We start from the raw sequence: 15,870 nt of genomic DNA, 5'->3' as shown, positions 1-15,870 counted from the left end.
AGGGGGCTTGCCCCCGTTCGGCTGCGAAGCAGTCGCAAAATCATTGAATGCGGATTATCAGGAAAAATGCGGGGGACCGCTGCGCGACCCAACGGGGGCAAGCCCCCTCGCCACAGTGCCCGCTCCCACAGGATCTGCGCTGAATTCAGGGCTTGGCGTCAGCCTTCGCGACCGTTACCCACCATGGCGTGTGCTGTTCGATCTGCACCGGCAGGGTCGGCAAAAGTGCACTCAGCGCCTTGTCGGTATCGTTCAAGGGGAAGCTGCCGGTGATGCGCAGGTCGGCAATCTCCGGTGTGACGCCAAGATGTCCGCGACGATAGCGACCGAGTTCCTCGACCAGATCCTCCAGCCGCGCGTTGTCCACCACCAACATGCCGCGGGTCCAGGCATCGGCGCCGAGGTTGAGGGCGATGATGGGGCCCAGGCCATTGCTGCGCATCAGCACTTGCTGGCCTTCGCGCAGAATCTGTTCCTCGAGGCTCGATTCGGGATGGGCGGCGACCGCTGATTTCAATACGCTCAGGCGCGTGCCTTCTTCTTCACGCTTGACCAGGAATCGTGTCCCCAATGCGCGCATGCTGCCTTCGCGGGTCTCGACGATAAACGGCCGGGCATCGCCATGGCCGGTTTCGACGAGGATTTCTCCTTCCTGAAGAACGATCAACCGCTGCTTCTCATCGAAGCGCACATCCACTGCGCTATGGGTGTTGAGGTTGATCAGCGTACCGTCGGTCAAGCGCAGGGTGCGCTGCTCGCCGGTGGCGGTGCGCTGGTCGGCCAGCCAATAGTCGATGGGCAGATAACGATCACCGGCGAACAGGGCCAAGCCGATCACCGCCACGATGCTGGCCAGGCCGCTGCCGAGCTTGCGCACCCGGCGTCGGATGCTTTCGCGCGATTGAAGCAAGGCTGTACGGGCTGGACCGTTGGCAACGCTGAAACGCTGGTCGAGCATGCCCAACTGACGCCAGGCCCGAGCATGTTCTTCGTGTGCGGCGTGCCATTTGGCGAACTCTTCGCGCTCGACTGCGTTGCCGGAATCCAGCGACAGTTGCCAGGCAATCGCGGCATCCAGCACTTGCGCCGACACAGGTTTGGAGCTGGCCGGGCTCATACCGGCTCACCGTACAACGCGATGTAGCACTGACGAATGCCTTGGGCCAGGTACTGACGAACCCGCGGCACCGACACGCCCAGACGCTGAGCGATTTCGGCGTGGCCGAGGCCATCGAGACGGTTGTAGAGAAACGCCGCCCGGGCCTTGCTCGAGAGCTTGCCCAACAGGCGGTCGATGGCTTTGAGGTCTTCGAGGATCAGTTGCTGTTCTTCCACCGACGGTTGTTCGCCTTCGGGGATCAGCATCAATTCGGTGAGGTAGGCCTGTTCCAGCGCGGCGCGGCGGAAATAGTCGAACAGCAGGCCCTTGGCGATCGCCACCAGAAACGCCCGGGGTTCGCGAGGCTCCTTGAATTCATCACGGCCCAACAAGCGCACGAAGGTGTCCTGACTCAGGTCTTCGGCCCGTTGTGGGCAGGCCACGTTGCGCCGCAGCCAGGCCAATAGCCAACCGCGATGGTCGCGATACAACGCACCAACGAGCTCACTCTGGGGGCTTTGGACTGACGACACGCAACATCACCGATTGGGAAGTGTTAAGTAACGATAATTGTTCGCGATTGTGGCAGAGGCGGGGGAGGTAAGCAATTGGCGCTGGTCGGGTGGTTTTTGCGGGGGGAATGTCCAGTCAGACCGAGTTATCGTTCATCGCGGGCAAGCCACGCTCCCACAGGTTTTGTGCCGTTTGCGAAATCGGCGGACGACGAAAAACCTGTGGGAGCGTGGCTTGCCCGCGATGGGGCCCGAACAGTCACCGAAGATCTAGAACGAAGGCGCTTGCCGCCGCCGCTTCCACTGACTCAGCCGCTGCTGCAAATTCAACGGGCTATGAATCTGCTGCTGTCGCGCCCGGCTGAATAAAATCAGCACCAGCTCCGCCGTCGCCAAGGCATCGGCACTGGCGTTATGCCGTTCGAAGACCTCCAGCTTGAACCAGTCGATCCACTCGTCCAGCCCTGCCTCGCGAAAGTGCGCCTGCGGGCACAGCAGCGGCGCGATGTCTGCCACGTCCAGAAACGGATGCTGCAACTTGTAACCCAGATGTTCTTTCAGCGCGCGCCCCAGCATGTGCTGATCGAACGGCGCATGAAACGCCAACACCGGACTGTCGCCGACGAACTCCATGAATTCGAGCAGAGCCTGCGCGGGGTCGCTGCCGGCGGCAATGGCGCTGGGGCCCAGACCGTGAATCAACACGCTGGGGCCGAGTTTGAGTTCGGTGCATTGCAGCGTGCGCTCGAATTGCTGGCTGAAGTCGATCGCCCCGTCCTCGATCACCACCGCGCCGATGGACAACAGCCGATCCTTGTTCAGGTTCAGCCCGGTGGTTTCCAGGTCGAGTACCACCCAGCGTTGCTCGCGCAGGCTGCAATCACCCAGCTCGGCCACGGCAGGCAAGCGCTCCAGACGTTGTTGCAGTTCGCCGGGCAAAATGGGGTTTACCGGCCGCAGCCATGAAAACAGGCTCATAACTGATACCGCAGGGTCAGGCTGCTTTGCAGGCGTTGGGCCTGGCGCAGGGATTCACGCAGGATGCGTCGGTCCAGATGATTGAGGCTGTCAGGATCGACACGGTTGGAGTAGGGCAAATTCTCCCGGGTCTGTAGCTGATGTTGCTGCATGCGGGTTTGCTGGATGAAGTGATACGCCTCTTCATAGGCTGCACCGTCCAGCCGTTCGATGACCTCTTTGTCCACCAATTGGCGAAAGCGCTCCAAGGTATTGTTGGTATCGATGCCATGGGCCAGGGCCAGCACTCGAGCCCCATCGACGAAAGGGGTCAAGCCCTGGAGTTTCAGGTCGAGGGTGGCTTTCTCGCCATTCTTGCGAGCCAGCACGAATTCGCGGAAGCGTCCCACGGGCGGACGGTTGCGCAGGGCGTTTTCGGCCATCATCCGCTGGAACAAGCGGTTGTCGCCGACTTGATCGAGAATGCCTTGACGCAGCTGCTCGCAGCCTCGCTCGTCGCCCCAGACCACGCGCAGATCGAAGTAGATGCTCGACCCCAGCAGGTTTTCCGGTGTCGCCTCGCGGATAAACGCCGCAAAACGTCGCGCCCATTCGGCCCGGGACAAACACAGCTCGGGGTTGCCGGCCATGATGTTGCCCTTGCACAGGGTGAAGCCGCACAGCGCCAGGTTCTGATTGATCTGCTGGGCGATGGGCAGCAACTTGCCGCGAATCTCGGCGGCGTGGGCCGCGTCGCGGGCTTCGAACAGAATGCCGTTGTCCTGATCGGTGTGCAGCGTCTGCTCGCGGCGGCCTTCGCTGCCGAAACACAGCCAACTGAACGGCACGCCGGGGTCACCTTTCTCGGCGAGCACCAGTTCGATCACCCGGCACACGGTGTGGTCGTTGAGCAGGGTGATGATGTGGGTGATCTGGGTCGAGGACGCGCCGTGGGCCAGCATCCGCTCCACCAATTGGCCGATCTCGCCGCGCATCGCCACCAGGTTTTCCAGCTTCTGGGCACTGCGAATGGTCCGTGCCAGGTGCACCAGGTCGACCCGTTGCAGGGAAAACAGGTCACGTTCCGAGACCACGCCGCACAAGCGCTGGTCCTTGACCAGGCAGACGTGGGCGATGTGGCGCTCGGTCATGGCAATCGCGGCATCGAAGGCGCTGTGATCCGGCGTCAGGTAAAACGGCGCCCGGGTCATGTGCCCTTCAATGGCTTCATTGAAATCGCTGGTGCCGTTGGCCACCACATGTCGCAAGTCGCGCAGGGTGAAAATGCCCAGCGGCGCCTTTTGCTCATCGACTACCACAATGCTGCCGACTTGCTGATCGTGCATCAGCGTCACGGCTTCACGCAGAGGCGTGATCGGGCTGCAGGTCACCGGGTGACGCATGGCCAGTTCGCCCAGCCGGGTATTGAGCGAGTACTGGGTGCCGAGGGTTTCCACGGCTTTTTGCTGGACTTGCTGGTTGACCTGATCCAGCAAGCTGCTGACACCGCGTAGGGCAAAGTCGCGAAACGGGCTGGAAAGTGCGAACAGTTTGATGAACGCCAACTTATTCAACTGTAGGCAAAAGGTATCTTCGGCCGCCAGATGTTCGGTGCGAGTCGCCCGTTCCCCCAGTAGCGCGGCGAGGGGGAAACACTCGCCGGTGGTGATTTCGAAGGTGGTTTCGGTCCCGCCCTTGGCCGTGTGCGGACGTTCGCCCACGACTCGGCCTTGTTTGACGATGTAGAAATGCTCAACCGGGCCGTCCGCCGGTTTGATGATGCTTTCGCCGGGGGCATAAAAACGCAGCTGACATTGCTCGACCAGATAGGCCAAGTGGGCGTTTTCCATCTGATTGAATGGCGGGAAGCGCTGTAGGAATTGCAAAGTGCCCTGGATGTTCTGCAACACCGCGGTTTTCCCTGCCTGGGTGAAGGCGTCCGCTTTACTCATAACCATTACCGCAGTCTTTTTCTGATTGTTGTGTCGGATCGTTGTGTCAGATCGTTACAGGCATGGTCGGCCCCTGCGGGCAGGGTGCCCATTGGACGTAAGTCTAGGTAGGCAGTGCCGCGTTCGGGATATGGGAAATGTCTGACACAATTGCGGGAAAAACCTCCTACATTATCTATTGGAATAGTTTCCGACGAAGTGCACATTGAAGTCTGCTTAGCGATGTCTGACCACTGTGTCAGGGATCGAATCGAAAACGTTGAGAAAGCCATGTCCGACCACGATATTTTGAGTGATGCCGAGCGCGAAGCGCTCAGTGCCGTCATGTTGGAACCAGACTTGCCGCCTCAGCGGGTGCTGATCGTCGATGACGATAAGGACTCCAGGGAATTGCTGTCGGAAATCCTGGGGCTTGACGGCATTCACTGCATGACGGCAGCCAGTGGCGAAGCGGCGCTCAAATTGCTGGAGGCGAAGCCATCGATCGGGCTGGTAATTACTGACCTGCGGATGAGACATGTCGATGGTCTGGAACTGATTCGTCAGGTGCGGGAATCGGCTCGTGCGGCGTTGCCGATCATCATCGTCTCCGGCGATGCGGACGTGAAGGATGCGATCGAAGCGATGCACCTGCACGTAGTGGACTTTCTGCTCAAGCCCATCGATAGCGGAAAATTGCTTGAATTGGTCAAGCATGAGCTGGGGATGGATGTGTAGCGGCTCTCAGTTGTGGCGAGGGGCTGTTGTGGCGAGGGGGCTTGTCGGAACGCCGCACTGCCCCGTTCGGCTGCGCAGCAGTCGTAGATTCTCACTGAAAAATGCAGGGCCGCTTCGCGACCCAACGGGGGCAAGCCCCCTCGCCACAGAAGTAGCATGCACAAATAAAAAAGCCCTGATCTTTCGATCAGGGCTTTTTCATGTCCGGCGTCAGCGTTTACTCAAAGGCCATTGGCAGCCTTGAACTCGCGACGACGACGGTGCAGAACCGGCTCGGTGTAGCCGTTCGGCTGTTTGGTACCTTCGACCACCAGTTCGACCGCCGCCTGGAAGGCGATGTTGCTGTCGAAATTCGGTGCCAGCGGACGGTACAGCGGGTCGTTGGCGTTCTGACGGTCAACCACCGGCGCCATGCGCTTGAGGCTTTCCAACACCTGATCTTCAGTGACGATGCCGTGGCGCAGCCAGTTGGCGATGTGCTGACTGGAAATACGCAGCGTCGCACGGTCTTCCATCAGGCCGACATCATTGATGTCCGGCACTTTCGAGCAACCCACGCCCTGATCGATCCAGCGCACCACGTAGCCAAGAATGCCCTGGGCGTTGTTGTCCAGTTCGTTCTTGATCTGCTCCGTGGTCCAGTCTGGATTGACGGCCAACGGGATGGTCAGGATGTCGTCCACCGAAGCACGAGCACGTTTGGCCAGTTCGGCCTGACGGGCGAACACGTCAACCTTGTGATAGTGCAACGCGTGCAGCGCGGCGGCAGTCGGCGATGGAACCCAGGCGGTGTTGGCACCGGCCATCGGGTGGGCGATTTTCTGTTCGAGCATCGCGGCCATCAGGTCCGGCATGGCCCACATGCCTTTACCGATCTGTGCGCGACCTTGCAGGCCGGTGCTCAGGCCGATGTCGACGTTCCAGTTCTCGTAGGCGCTGATCCATTTTTCAGCCTTCATGTCGGCCTTGCGCACCATCGGGCCGGCTTCCATGGAGGTATGGATTTCATCGCCCGTGCGGTCGAGGAAACCGGTGTTGATGAACACCACGCGCTCGGCGGCAGCCTTGATGCAGGCCTTGAGGTTGACGGTGGTACGGCGCTCCTCGTCCATGATCCCGACTTTGAGGGTGTTGCGCGGCAGGTCGAGGGCGTCTTCGATGCGACCGAACAGCTCGTTGGTGAACGCAGCTTCTTCCGGGCCGTGCATCTTCGGCTTCACGATATAGACCGAGCCAGTGCGGCTGTTCTTGCGCGAGCTATTGCCGTTGAGGCTGTGAATCGCCGCGAGGCAAGTCACTAGGCCGTCGAGGATACCTTCCGGTACTTCGTTGCCGTCTTTATCGAGGATCGCGTCGATGGTCATCAGGTGACCGACGTTGCGCACGAACAGCAGCGAGCGACCGTGCAGGCTCAGTTCGCTGCCATCGAGGGCGGTATAGGTGCGGTCGGCATTCATGGTGCGGGTAAAGGTCTGACCGGCCTTGGAGACTTCTTCCGACAGATCACCCTTCATCAGGCCGAGCCAATTGCGGTAGATCACCACTTTGTCATCGGCATCGACCGCGGCAACCGAGTCTTCGCAGTCCATGATGGTGGTCAGCGCGGCTTCCATCAGGATGTCTTTGACTCCGGCAGCGTCGGTCTGGCCGACCGGGGTGCTGGCGTCGATCTGGATTTCGAAGTGCAGGCCGTTGTTTTTCAGCAGGATCGCGGTTGGAGCCGCTGTATCGCCGTGGAAACCGATCAGTTGGGCATCGTCGCGCAGGCCGGTGTTGCTGCCGCCTTTAAGGGCGACCACCAGTTTGCCGTCAATGATCTTGTAGCCGGTGGAGTCAACGTGGGAGCCGGCAGCCAATGGCGCGGCTTCGTCGAGGAACGCACGGGCGAAGGCGATGACTTTGTCGCCGCGAACCTTGTTGTAGCCTTTGCCTTTTTCCGCGCCATCCGCTTCGCTGATGGCGTCGGTGCCGTAGAGCGCGTCATACAACGAACCCCAGCGAGCGTTCGAGGCGTTGAGCGCAAAGCGCGCGTTCATCACCGGTACTACCAGCTGTGGACCGGCCATGCGGGCGATTTCGTCATCGACGTTTTGCGTCGTTGCCTGGAAATCGGCCGCTTCTGGCAGCAGATAACCGATGTCTTGCAGGAAGGCTTTGTAGGCCACCGCATCGTGCGCAACACCTGCACGAGCCTGGTGCCAGGCATCGATACGTGCCTGGAAATCATCGCGTTTGGCGAGTAGGGCTTTGTTCTTCGGCGCCAGGTCATGGATGACCTTGTCGGCACCGGCCCAGAACTTATCGGCGGTGAGGCCGGTACCGGGAATGGCTTCGTTGTTCACGAAGTCGAACAGGACTTTGGCGACCTGCAGGCCACCGACTTGAACGTGTTCAGTCATTGCTTGCCTCACTCTGCTCAGCTATTTCGCTTTTCAGCTCTTCAATTTAACAATGAAGCCTCTGGCCATTTAAACCACAAACCCATCTACCAGTACATGCCATTGCTGGCGGCTGGGTTCGATCCGATCAACGGCTTTGCGGCCTTGCTGACAGGGCTTTCAGGGTTGCGGCGGCACCTGCGGCAGACATCGATCCAGCGTTATGTAGTGCGCGCTGCGGCATACTACATGATGAATTGCGGTTGTGAAAATTAGACTAATTACGTCGTTCTGCGACCCCATGACGCATTGCGGTCATGTCGGGGAACGGGATGTTCTCAAAAAACTATTAGATTGTTCCAGTTAAATATAAAAACTTGTACACGATTTATGGTTTGGCAGGATTGTTGGTGGTGCCCCATTCGCGGGCAAGCCGATTCAGCGCAAGATCAACCCTTGCCTATACTTGTTTTTCTATAACAAAAGTCATGACCAGAGGGCTGCGCCATGGACCATCTCGTACTCACTGTAATTGCTCCAGACAAGCCCGGGCAGGTCGAGCGCATTGCCCAATGCATTGCCGAGCACGGCGGTAACTGGCTGGAGAGCCGCATGTCGCGCATGGCCGGACAGTTCGCGGGGATTCTTCGGGTGGGTGTGCCGGCCGAGGCCTACGACGAACTGGTAGACGCCCTACAGAGATTGGCGGATCAAGGGATCCGCGTGCTGATCGCCGAAAGCGGCATCGAACAGTCCTGCACCTGGAAGCCGATTGCCATGGAATTGGTGGGCAATGATCGTCCGGGCATTGTGCGAGACATTACGCGTCTGCTGAGTGAGCAGGGCGTGAACCTGGAGCAGTTGGTGACCGAAGTTCGACCGGCGCCGATGAGCAGCGAGCCGCTGTTCCATGCCGAGGCCATTCTTGCGGTGCCACTGACCTTGTCGCTGGAGGTGCTGCAATCGCGTCTGGAAACCCTGGCGGACGATCTGATGGTCGAATTGGTGCTGCGCAGCGAACCCTGAAAGGTTATCCAAGTTATACGTGCACCTGCCTGTGGATAACCTGTAGAGACACCTGGCCAGGCCACGTCGGCCGGGGCTCTTCAGGATCTGATCAAAAAACCAGCAGTTTCAGTGACTTGCGCACAAACGCCGGGGATCACGCTGTGGATAACCTTGGGAAGGATGGATGCAGGCCACGGAAGACGTGGCCTGTAGAGATTTGTACGTTTTCTGATCAGCTGCGGCGGCGCAGACTTATCCACGCGTCCACGCTGTAAACCGCCAGACCGGCCCAGATAAAGATGAACGCCACCAGCGTGCTGGACGATAAGTGCTCGCCAAACAGCAGAACGGCTTGCAACAACACCAACGTCGGCGCCAGGTACTGGAGAAATCCGAGGGTGGTGTAGGGCAAGTGCCGGGCGGCGGCGTTGAAACACACCAGCGGCACCAGCGTCACCGGACCTGCAGCCACCAGCCACCAGGCTTCAGAGGTGGTCCAGAATTCGGCTTGCGCGCTGCTCGCCGTCGGATTGAACAGCAACCAGGCGACGGCAATCGGCACCAGCATCCAGGTTTCCACCACCAGCCCCGGCAGCGCCTTGACCGGTGCCTGCTTGCGGATCAATCCGTAGAAGCCGAAGGTCAATGCAAGCACCAGCGACACCCACGGCAGACTGCCGACTTGCCACACTTGCTGCGCAACACCAACCGCCGCCAGGCCAACCGCCAGCCATTGCATGCGCCGCAGCCGTTCGCCGAGGATCAGCATTCCCAATAGCACATTTACCAGCGGGTTGATGTAGTAACCGAGGCTGGCTTCGAGCATGCGCCCGTTGTTCACTGACCAGACGTAGGTCAGCCAGTTGGCGGCGATCAACGTGCCGCTCAGGGCCAGGATTGCCAGCCGTCGCGGGTTGTCACGCAGCTCGCGCCACCAGCCTGGATGCTTCCAGACGAGCAGCAGTAAAGCACCAAACAGCGCGGACCACAGCACTCGGTGGATGATGATCTCCACGGCGGGTACGTTGGCGATGGCTTTGAAGTAGAGCGGGAACAGTCCCCAGATGATGTAGGCACTCAGGCCCAGGATGTACCCGCGACGCGGGTTGGCGGCTTGCATGAGAATCCTTGCTTAGGCAGCTAACAAAGAGGGGATTGTAAGGAGATTTGTCGGGATATGTCGCGGACCTTGTGGGAGCGGGCTTGCTCGCGAAAGCGGTCATTCAGTCAGCATCTCTGTTGAATGTGAAACCGTATTCGCGAGCAAGTCGAATCGTCGCACCGCCGCTCCCACATTGGATTTGTGTTCAGAATAACTTCAGCGGTTCTTCGTTGAGTGCGGCGAGTTGCTCACGCAGCGCCAGCACTTGATCGCCCCAATAGCGTTCGGTGCCGAACCACGGAAAGCTGCGAGGGAAGGCCGGGTCGTCCCAGCGACGGGCGAGCCAGGCGCTGTAGTGCATCAGGCGCAAGGCGCGCAGGGGTTCGATCAGCGCCAGTTCCCGCGGATCGAAGTCGTGGAATTCGTTGTAACCGTCCATCAATTCCGACAACTGACCGAGACATTCCTGACGATCACCCGCCAACATCATCCAGATATCCTGCACCGCCGGGCCCATGCGGCAGTCGTCGAGGTCGACGATATGGAACATCTCATCGCGGCACATCATGTTGCCGGGGTGGCAATCGCCGTGCATGCGGATGTTCTGGTGCGGCGTGGTCTTGTAGACCTCTTCGACACGCTTGAGCAGGTCGCGGGCCACGGACTCGTAGGCCGGTAGCAAACTTTTGGGTACGAAGTTGCCTTCGAGCAATGTCGTCAGCGAGTCCTGACCGAAGTTCTTCACTCCCAGCGCTTCGCGGTGTTCGAACGGTTTTGTAGCACCGACCGCGTGCAGCCGACCGAGCAGTTGGCCCAGGCGATACAGCTGATCGAGATTGCCCGGCTCCGGCGCACGGCCGCCACGGCGGGGGAACAGGGTGAAACGGAAGCCGTTGTGTTCATGCAGGCTGGCGCCGTTGTGGATCATTGGCGCAACCACCGGTACGTCGCACTCGGCGAGTTCGAAGGTGAATTGGTGCTCTTCGAGAATCGCTTCGTTGGTCCAGCGCTGCGGACGGTAGAACTTGGCGATCAGCGGCTCGGAGTCTTCGATGCCGACCTGATAGACACGGTTCTCGTAGCTGTTGAGCGCCAGAATGCGTGCGTCGCTGAGAAAGCCGATGCTTTCGACGGCATCGAGCACGAGGTCTGGGGTAAGCGTTGCAAACGGGTGGGCCATGCTGACTCCTGCGCGCAGCAGGCTGCCGCGTCCGGCCAAACATGGTAGCGCAGACGGGGCTTCTTTAGGGGGTTGGGCTTGAGATGAGTGTTGTCTGGGCTGACGCCTTCGCGAGCAAGCCCGCTCCCACGTTAGATCTAAGGTGTGCCGCAATTTGCATTCACACTGAAGATCCACTGTGGGAGCGGGCTTGCTCGCGAAGAGGCCTTATCAGGCGCCGACGATCCCGCCATCCTCTCGGGTAATCGCCATCACCGAAGACCGCGGCTTGCCGTTGGGCTGGTGCTCAGGGAACGTCGACCCACCGTTTTCCCCCGGATGCTGAATCCCGACAAACAAGGTTTTCTGATCCGGCGAGAAGCTGATCCCCGTCACCTCGCAGCCCACCGGCCCGACCATGAAGCGGCGGATCTCGCCGGTCACCGGGTCGGCACAGAGCATCTGGTTATTGCCCATGCCTGCGAAGTCGCCTGCGTTGCTCGAATCGCCATCCGTGAGGATCCACAAACGCCCGGCCTCGTCGAAGCCCAAGCCGTCCGGGCTGTTGAACATGTTCTGCGGGGTGATGTTCGACGAACCGCCCTTCGGCGTACCGGCGTGGACGCCCGGGTTGCCGGCGACCACAAACAGGTCCCAGGCAAAGCTATTCGAGCCGTGATCGTCGCGGTCGGTGCGCCAGCGCAGGATCTGCCCGTAGACGTTTTTCTCGCGCGGGTTAGGCCCGTCCACCGGTTGCCCTTCTTCGCCGCGTTTGGCGTTGTTGGTCAGGGTGCAATAAACCTGGCCATCCTTGGGGCTGACGACGATCCATTCCGGGCGGTCCATGCGCGTGGCGCTCGCAACGCTGGCTGCGAGACGTGCGTGAATCAGCACTTCGGCCTGATCGGCAAAACCGCTGCTGGCATCGATGCCATTCTTGCCGTGGGTCAGTTCGATCCACTGGCCCTGGCCTTTCGGGTGATCAGCGTTGCCGTCGCCCGCGTCGAAACGCGCCACGTACAAGGTGCCGTGATCCAGCAGGTCGCGGTTGGCTTTGGGGTTTTTGTGGTTGATCTTGTCGCGGCTGACGAATTTATAGATGAACTCGCCACGTTCGTCGTCGCCCATGTACACCACGGCGCGACCGTCATTGGTTTCGGCCAGTGCGGCGTTTTCATGTTTGAAGCGACCCAGCGCGGTGCGTTTGACCGGCGTCGACTGCGGATCGAACGGGTCGATTTCCACCACCCAGCCATGACGATTGAGTTCGTTGGGGTTTTTCGCCAGGTCGAAGCGCGGATCATGTTGATGCCAGTTGATCTCTTTACTGGCCGCCACCGCGCCGTAGCGTTTCTGCGCGGCATCGAATTTCTGCTCGGCATTGCTGCTGCCGAAGCAGTCGGTGAAGTTCTCTTCGCAGGTCAGATAAGTGCCCCATGGCGTCTTGCCATTGGCGCAGTTCTGGAAGGTGCCGAGGACTGTCTTGCCATGTTTGTCGGCGCTGGTTTTCATCAGTTCGTGACCGGCCGCCGGACCGCTCAGGTGCAACGGCGAGTTGCCGTGAATGCGGCGGTTGTAGCGCGAGTCCTGGACGAACTGCCACTGGCCGTTCTTGCGCTGCACTTCGATGACCGACACACCTTCACAGGCCAACGCCTTGCGCACCTCTGTAGCCGATTGCGGCGCGCCGCGATGTGGGAAGAGGTAGTGGTAGTTGGTGTATTCGTTGTTGATCGCCATCAGCGCCCGGTCTTTGTCATCGGGGAACTCAAACAGGCTCATGCCGTCGTTGTTGTCGCCGAACTGGACTTCCTGCGCCTCGGCCGTGCCGTTGCCGCTCGGGTCGAACGCCGGGCCATTTTTTTGCAGTGGTTGACCCCAGCTGATCAGTACCGAAGATTTGTAGCCCGGCGGCAGGGTGATGGCGTCGGTCGTGGCGGCAGCGATGCTGTCGAAGCCCAACAGTTTGCTGGAGCCGGCGCTGACGCTGGCGGCCAGCACACTGCGACTCAGCAAATTGCCACCGAGAAACATCGCTGCACCGCAGAGGGCGCCAGCGCTGATGAAGCCACGACGGCTGAGGCCAACCATCTTTTCGAGGTCGGTGGGTTGGTTGTCTTCTAATAAGCTCACATCAGGCTCCCTGCGGGTTTTTGCAGTCACCTTAATGGTGGTCGATGAAGGTTTTGTTGCAGCGCTGATCAGAGCGGTGTGCCCAGCAGAATATTGGACGGTGCGAATTGCACAAGAACCGGTTTGCCAGCGGCGAGTTCGAGGGTTTTCAGGTGCAGCGGCTCGGCCAGGGCGCAAAGTGTCTGGCCATTGGGCAGACCGATGCGCACTTCGCTGGGACCGTCTTGGGCGTCGAGGATTTCTTCAACTGTGCCCTTCAGGCAATTGTTGCCGGGCGCCGCGGCTTGATCGATGCCCAGCAGTTCCAGCCAACCGGCCTTGATCAGTGCCACCACCTCGGTGCCAGTTTGCAGTTCCAGGCGCAAAGTGCTGTCGTGGGTGATCTGCGCATCGATACGCAAGCCTTCGGCCAGTTCAAGACGGATGCGGTCGTTGCGCCCCTGTGCATCGATCGCCACGACCTTGCCGTGTAGTTGGTTGCGTGCGCTGGTTCTGAGCATCAGGCGACCGAGCAGGTCCAGGTCACTGGCCTCTTCGGCGGCTTCCAGCACCTGAGCCTGCAAGGCTTGGAGCTTTTGATACAGGCGCAACACGCGTTCGCCTTCGCTGGACAGTTTGGCGCCGCCACCGCCCTTGCCGCCGACGCTACGCTCCACCAGCGGTTTCTGCGCGAGATTGTTCAGCTCGTCGATGGCATCCCACGCCGCTTTGTAACTCAGGCCCGCGCTTTTCGCTGCGCGGGTAATCGAGCCTTGTTCGGCGATGTGTTGCAGCAACGCGATGCGCTGCGGGCGACGGACAATGTGCTGGGACAACAACGTAGGCAAGGACATGGCGAGACGCTTTGGGCTGTGACGATGGATAGGACGTTGGCGGCTTGAAGTGCGGGAGTCAAGTCAGCCCTCATCGCCAGGTTTGGGTGTACGGGCCAGGCAGTAGACATCGACCCGCGCGGCGCCCGCATCCATCAACAAGCGAGCCAGGGCCTGGGCGGTGGCGCCGGTGGTCAGCACGTCGTCGATCAAGGCGAAGTGGCGGCCCTTGATCGAGGCCGTGGACGCCAGGGCAAAGGCATGGCGCAGGTTCTTTTTACGGGCGTCGGCATTCAGCTCTTGTTGCGCGCTGGTGTCCTGGATTCTCAGCAATAGCGTTTCATCACAAGGTATGTCGAGGCTGACGCTGAGCCAGCGGGCGAGCATCGCTGCCTGGTTGAAACCGCGCTGACGCAGGCGTTTGGAGGCCAGCGGTACCGGTATCAGTGCATCGGGCCGGTCCAGATCCTCATCGAAACGATGTTGCAGGAATTGAGCAAGAAGTTCAGCGAGCAAGCGGCCAAATGGCCACTTTGCGCTGTGCTTGAAACGAGTGATCAAAGTGTCAACGGGAAAGCTGTAAGTCCAGGGTGCGGCAACTCGCTCAAACGCTGGCGGTTGTTTCAAGCATTGGCCGCACGTCATGCCCGTGGCGGGCAATGGCAGGGCGCAGGTTTGGCAGTGCTCGCCCAGCCAGGGCAACTCGGTTTCGCAGGCCATGCAAATTGGCGTGGTGTCGTCTGCGACTTCTGCGCAGAGCAAACAGGTTTGTTTGTTTTTTAACCAGATGTAAACCCGCCCTTCGTATCGTGGTTGACAGCGCATCGCTCTTCCTTAAATATGCCGAACATCCGTGTCGCGTCTGTGGGTATTCCATTCCCCAGCCGCTTGCCAAGCATAAACAAGGAAACGCCCATGAGCGCCAGCACCACTGCAACCCTGCGTCATGACTGGTCTTTGGCCGAAGTCAAAGCACTTTTCGTTCAGCCATTCAACGACCTGTTGTTCCAGGCGCAGACGGTGCACCGCGCGCATTTCGACGCCAACCGCGTCCAGGTCTCGACGCTGCTGTCGATCAAAACCGGTGCTTGCCCGGAAGATTGCAAATATTGTCCGCAGTCCGGTCACTACAACACCGGCCTGGAAAAAGAAAAACTGATGGAAGTGCAGAAGGTCCTCGAAGAGGCCGCTCGCGCCAAGGCCATCGGTTCGACCCGTTTCTGCATGGGCGCGGCGTGGAAACATCCGTCGGCCAAAGACATGCCGTACGTGCTGGAAATGGTCAAAGGCGTGAAAGCCATGGGCCTGGAAACCTGCATGACCCTCGGTCGTCTCGATCAGGACCAGACCGTCGCGCTGGCCGAAGCCGGCCTGGATTACTACAACCACAACCTCGACACCTCGCCTGAGTTCTACGGCAGCATCATAACTACCCGTACTTACAGCGAGCGCCTGCAAACCCTGGCTTACGTGCGTGATTCGGGGATGAAGATCTGCTCCGGTGGCATTCTCGGCATGGGCGAATCTCTCGACGACCGCGCCAATCTGCTGATCCAGCTGGCTAACCTGCCTGAGCATCCGGAATCGGTGCCGATCAACATGCTGGTGAAAGTCGCCGGGACGCCGCTGGAAAATGCCGACGACATCGACCCGTTCGACTTCATCCGCATGCTCGCTGTTGCTCGCATCCTGATGCCGAAATCCCACGTGCGCCTGTCCGCCGGCCGCGAAGCGATGAACGAACAGATGCAGGCTCTGGCGTTCTTCGCCGGTGCCAACTCGATTTTCTACGGCGAAAAACTGCTGACCACCGCCAACCCGCAGGCGGACAAGGACATGCAGCTGTTCTCGCGTCTGGGCATCCTGCCGGAAGCGCGCGAAGAGCACGCCGACGAAGTGCATCAAGCCGCCATCGAACAGGCACTGGTGGAGCAGAAGAGCAGCGAGCAGTTCTATAACGCTGCTGTCTGATCCAGCACAAATCGAATGTGGGAGCGGGCTCGCTCGCGAAGGCGTCAGTACAGCCGACATCAATGTTGAA

Annotated in this window: 14 protein-coding genes; 4 read left to right on the top strand and 10 right to left on the bottom strand. The window is 60.0% G+C overall.

Annotated elements, in window-relative coordinates; translation table 11 throughout:
• Positions 1 to 145: 145 nt before the first annotated feature.
• From KVG95_RS17960 to KVG95_RS17945, 4 genes are all read right to left on the bottom strand, one after another.
• On the bottom strand, positions 146 to 1,117 hold the full coding sequence (locus KVG95_RS17960; RefSeq protein WP_217857383.1) for a FecR domain-containing protein: 972 nt from the start codon (positions 1,115 to 1,117) through the stop codon (positions 146 to 148).
• On the bottom strand, positions 1,114 to 1,632 hold the full coding sequence (locus tag KVG95_RS17955; protein WP_038981164.1) for an RNA polymerase sigma factor: 519 nt from the start codon (positions 1,630 to 1,632) through the stop codon (positions 1,114 to 1,116). The genes KVG95_RS17960 and KVG95_RS17955 overlap by 4 nt, the downstream gene beginning before the upstream one ends.
• 249 nt (positions 1,633 to 1,881) lie before the next feature.
• Positions 1,882 to 2,589, bottom strand: coding sequence for a 3'-5' exonuclease (locus tag KVG95_RS17950; RefSeq protein ID WP_217857382.1), 708 nt, complete (start codon positions 2,587 to 2,589; stop codon positions 1,882 to 1,884).
• Positions 2,586 to 4,526 carry a putative nucleotidyltransferase substrate binding domain-containing protein gene (locus KVG95_RS17945; RefSeq protein ID WP_050682164.1) on the bottom strand — a complete coding sequence of 647 codons (1,941 nt, stop codon included), beginning with the start codon at positions 4,524 to 4,526 and terminating at the stop codon, positions 2,586 to 2,588. The genes KVG95_RS17950 and KVG95_RS17945 overlap by 4 nt, the downstream gene beginning before the upstream one ends.
• Positions 4,527 to 4,790: 264 nt before the next feature.
• On the opposite strand from KVG95_RS17945, the gene KVG95_RS17940 reads away from it, so the two are divergent.
• The gene (locus tag KVG95_RS17940) at positions 4,791 to 5,237 is read left to right on the top strand and encodes a response regulator (RefSeq protein ID WP_052967397.1); all 447 of its coding nucleotides are present in this window, start codon (positions 4,791 to 4,793) and stop codon (positions 5,235 to 5,237) included.
• A 221-nt stretch (positions 5,238 to 5,458) separates the two neighbouring features.
• Here KVG95_RS17940 and KVG95_RS17935 read toward each other — a convergent pair whose 3' ends face one another.
• Positions 5,459 to 7,636: a malate synthase G gene (locus KVG95_RS17935; protein WP_217857381.1), complete on the bottom strand. Its 2,178-nt coding sequence runs from the start codon at positions 7,634 to 7,636 to the stop codon at positions 5,459 to 5,461.
• On the opposite strand from KVG95_RS17935, the gene KVG95_RS17930 reads away from it, so the two are divergent.
• Both KVG95_RS17930 and KVG95_RS17925 read left to right on the top strand, forming a co-directional pair.
• Positions 7,619 to 7,891 (top strand): hypothetical protein, encoded by a 273-nt coding sequence (locus tag KVG95_RS17930; RefSeq protein WP_217857380.1) that lies wholly within the window; start codon positions 7,619 to 7,621, stop codon positions 7,889 to 7,891. The two genes, KVG95_RS17935 and KVG95_RS17930, sit on opposite strands and share 18 nt — an antisense overlap.
• Positions 7,892 to 8,122: 231 nt before the next feature.
• On the top strand, positions 8,123 to 8,641 hold the full coding sequence (locus KVG95_RS17925) for a glycine cleavage system transcriptional repressor (RefSeq protein ID WP_052967399.1): 519 nt from the start codon (positions 8,123 to 8,125) through the stop codon (positions 8,639 to 8,641).
• A gap of 214 nt (positions 8,642 to 8,855) precedes the next feature.
• On the opposite strand, the gene rarD is transcribed toward KVG95_RS17925, so the two are convergent.
• The 5 genes from rarD to KVG95_RS17900 form a co-directional block, all read right to left on the bottom strand.
• The gene (rarD, locus tag KVG95_RS17920) at positions 8,856 to 9,743 is read right to left on the bottom strand and encodes an EamA family transporter RarD (RefSeq protein ID WP_217857379.1); all 888 of its coding nucleotides are present in this window, start codon (positions 9,741 to 9,743) and stop codon (positions 8,856 to 8,858) included.
• 187 nt (positions 9,744 to 9,930) lie between these two features.
• Entirely contained in the window at positions 9,931 to 10,905 is a 975-nt protein-coding gene (locus tag KVG95_RS17915) for a serine/threonine protein kinase (protein WP_217857378.1), read from the bottom strand.
• Between the two features lie 210 nt (positions 10,906 to 11,115).
• Positions 11,116 to 13,017 (bottom strand): PhoX family protein, encoded by a 1,902-nt coding sequence (locus tag KVG95_RS17910; protein ID WP_217857377.1) that lies wholly within the window; start codon positions 13,015 to 13,017, stop codon positions 11,116 to 11,118.
• 68 nt (positions 13,018 to 13,085) lie between these two features.
• Positions 13,086 to 13,850: a TOBE domain-containing protein gene (locus tag KVG95_RS17905; RefSeq protein WP_217857376.1), complete on the bottom strand. Its 765-nt coding sequence runs from the start codon at positions 13,848 to 13,850 to the stop codon at positions 13,086 to 13,088.
• Between the two features lie 63 nt (positions 13,851 to 13,913).
• Positions 13,914 to 14,654, bottom strand: coding sequence for a ComF family protein (locus KVG95_RS17900; RefSeq protein WP_217857375.1), 741 nt, complete (start codon positions 14,652 to 14,654; stop codon positions 13,914 to 13,916).
• Between the two features lie 90 nt (positions 14,655 to 14,744).
• On the opposite strand from KVG95_RS17900, the gene bioB reads away from it, so the two are divergent.
• Positions 14,745 to 15,800 carry a biotin synthase BioB gene (gene bioB / locus KVG95_RS17895; protein WP_038981183.1) on the top strand — a complete coding sequence of 352 codons (1,056 nt, stop codon included), beginning with the start codon at positions 14,745 to 14,747 and terminating at the stop codon, positions 15,798 to 15,800.
• Positions 15,801 to 15,870: the final 70 nt, after the last annotated feature.

Source organism: Pseudomonas farris (genome assembly GCF_019145235.1).
Lineage (GTDB): Bacteria > Pseudomonadota > Gammaproteobacteria > Pseudomonadales > Pseudomonadaceae > Aquipseudomonas > Aquipseudomonas farris.
Note: the sequence above shows the minus strand (reverse complement) of the source record. Positions and strands in the feature narration are given on the sequence as shown.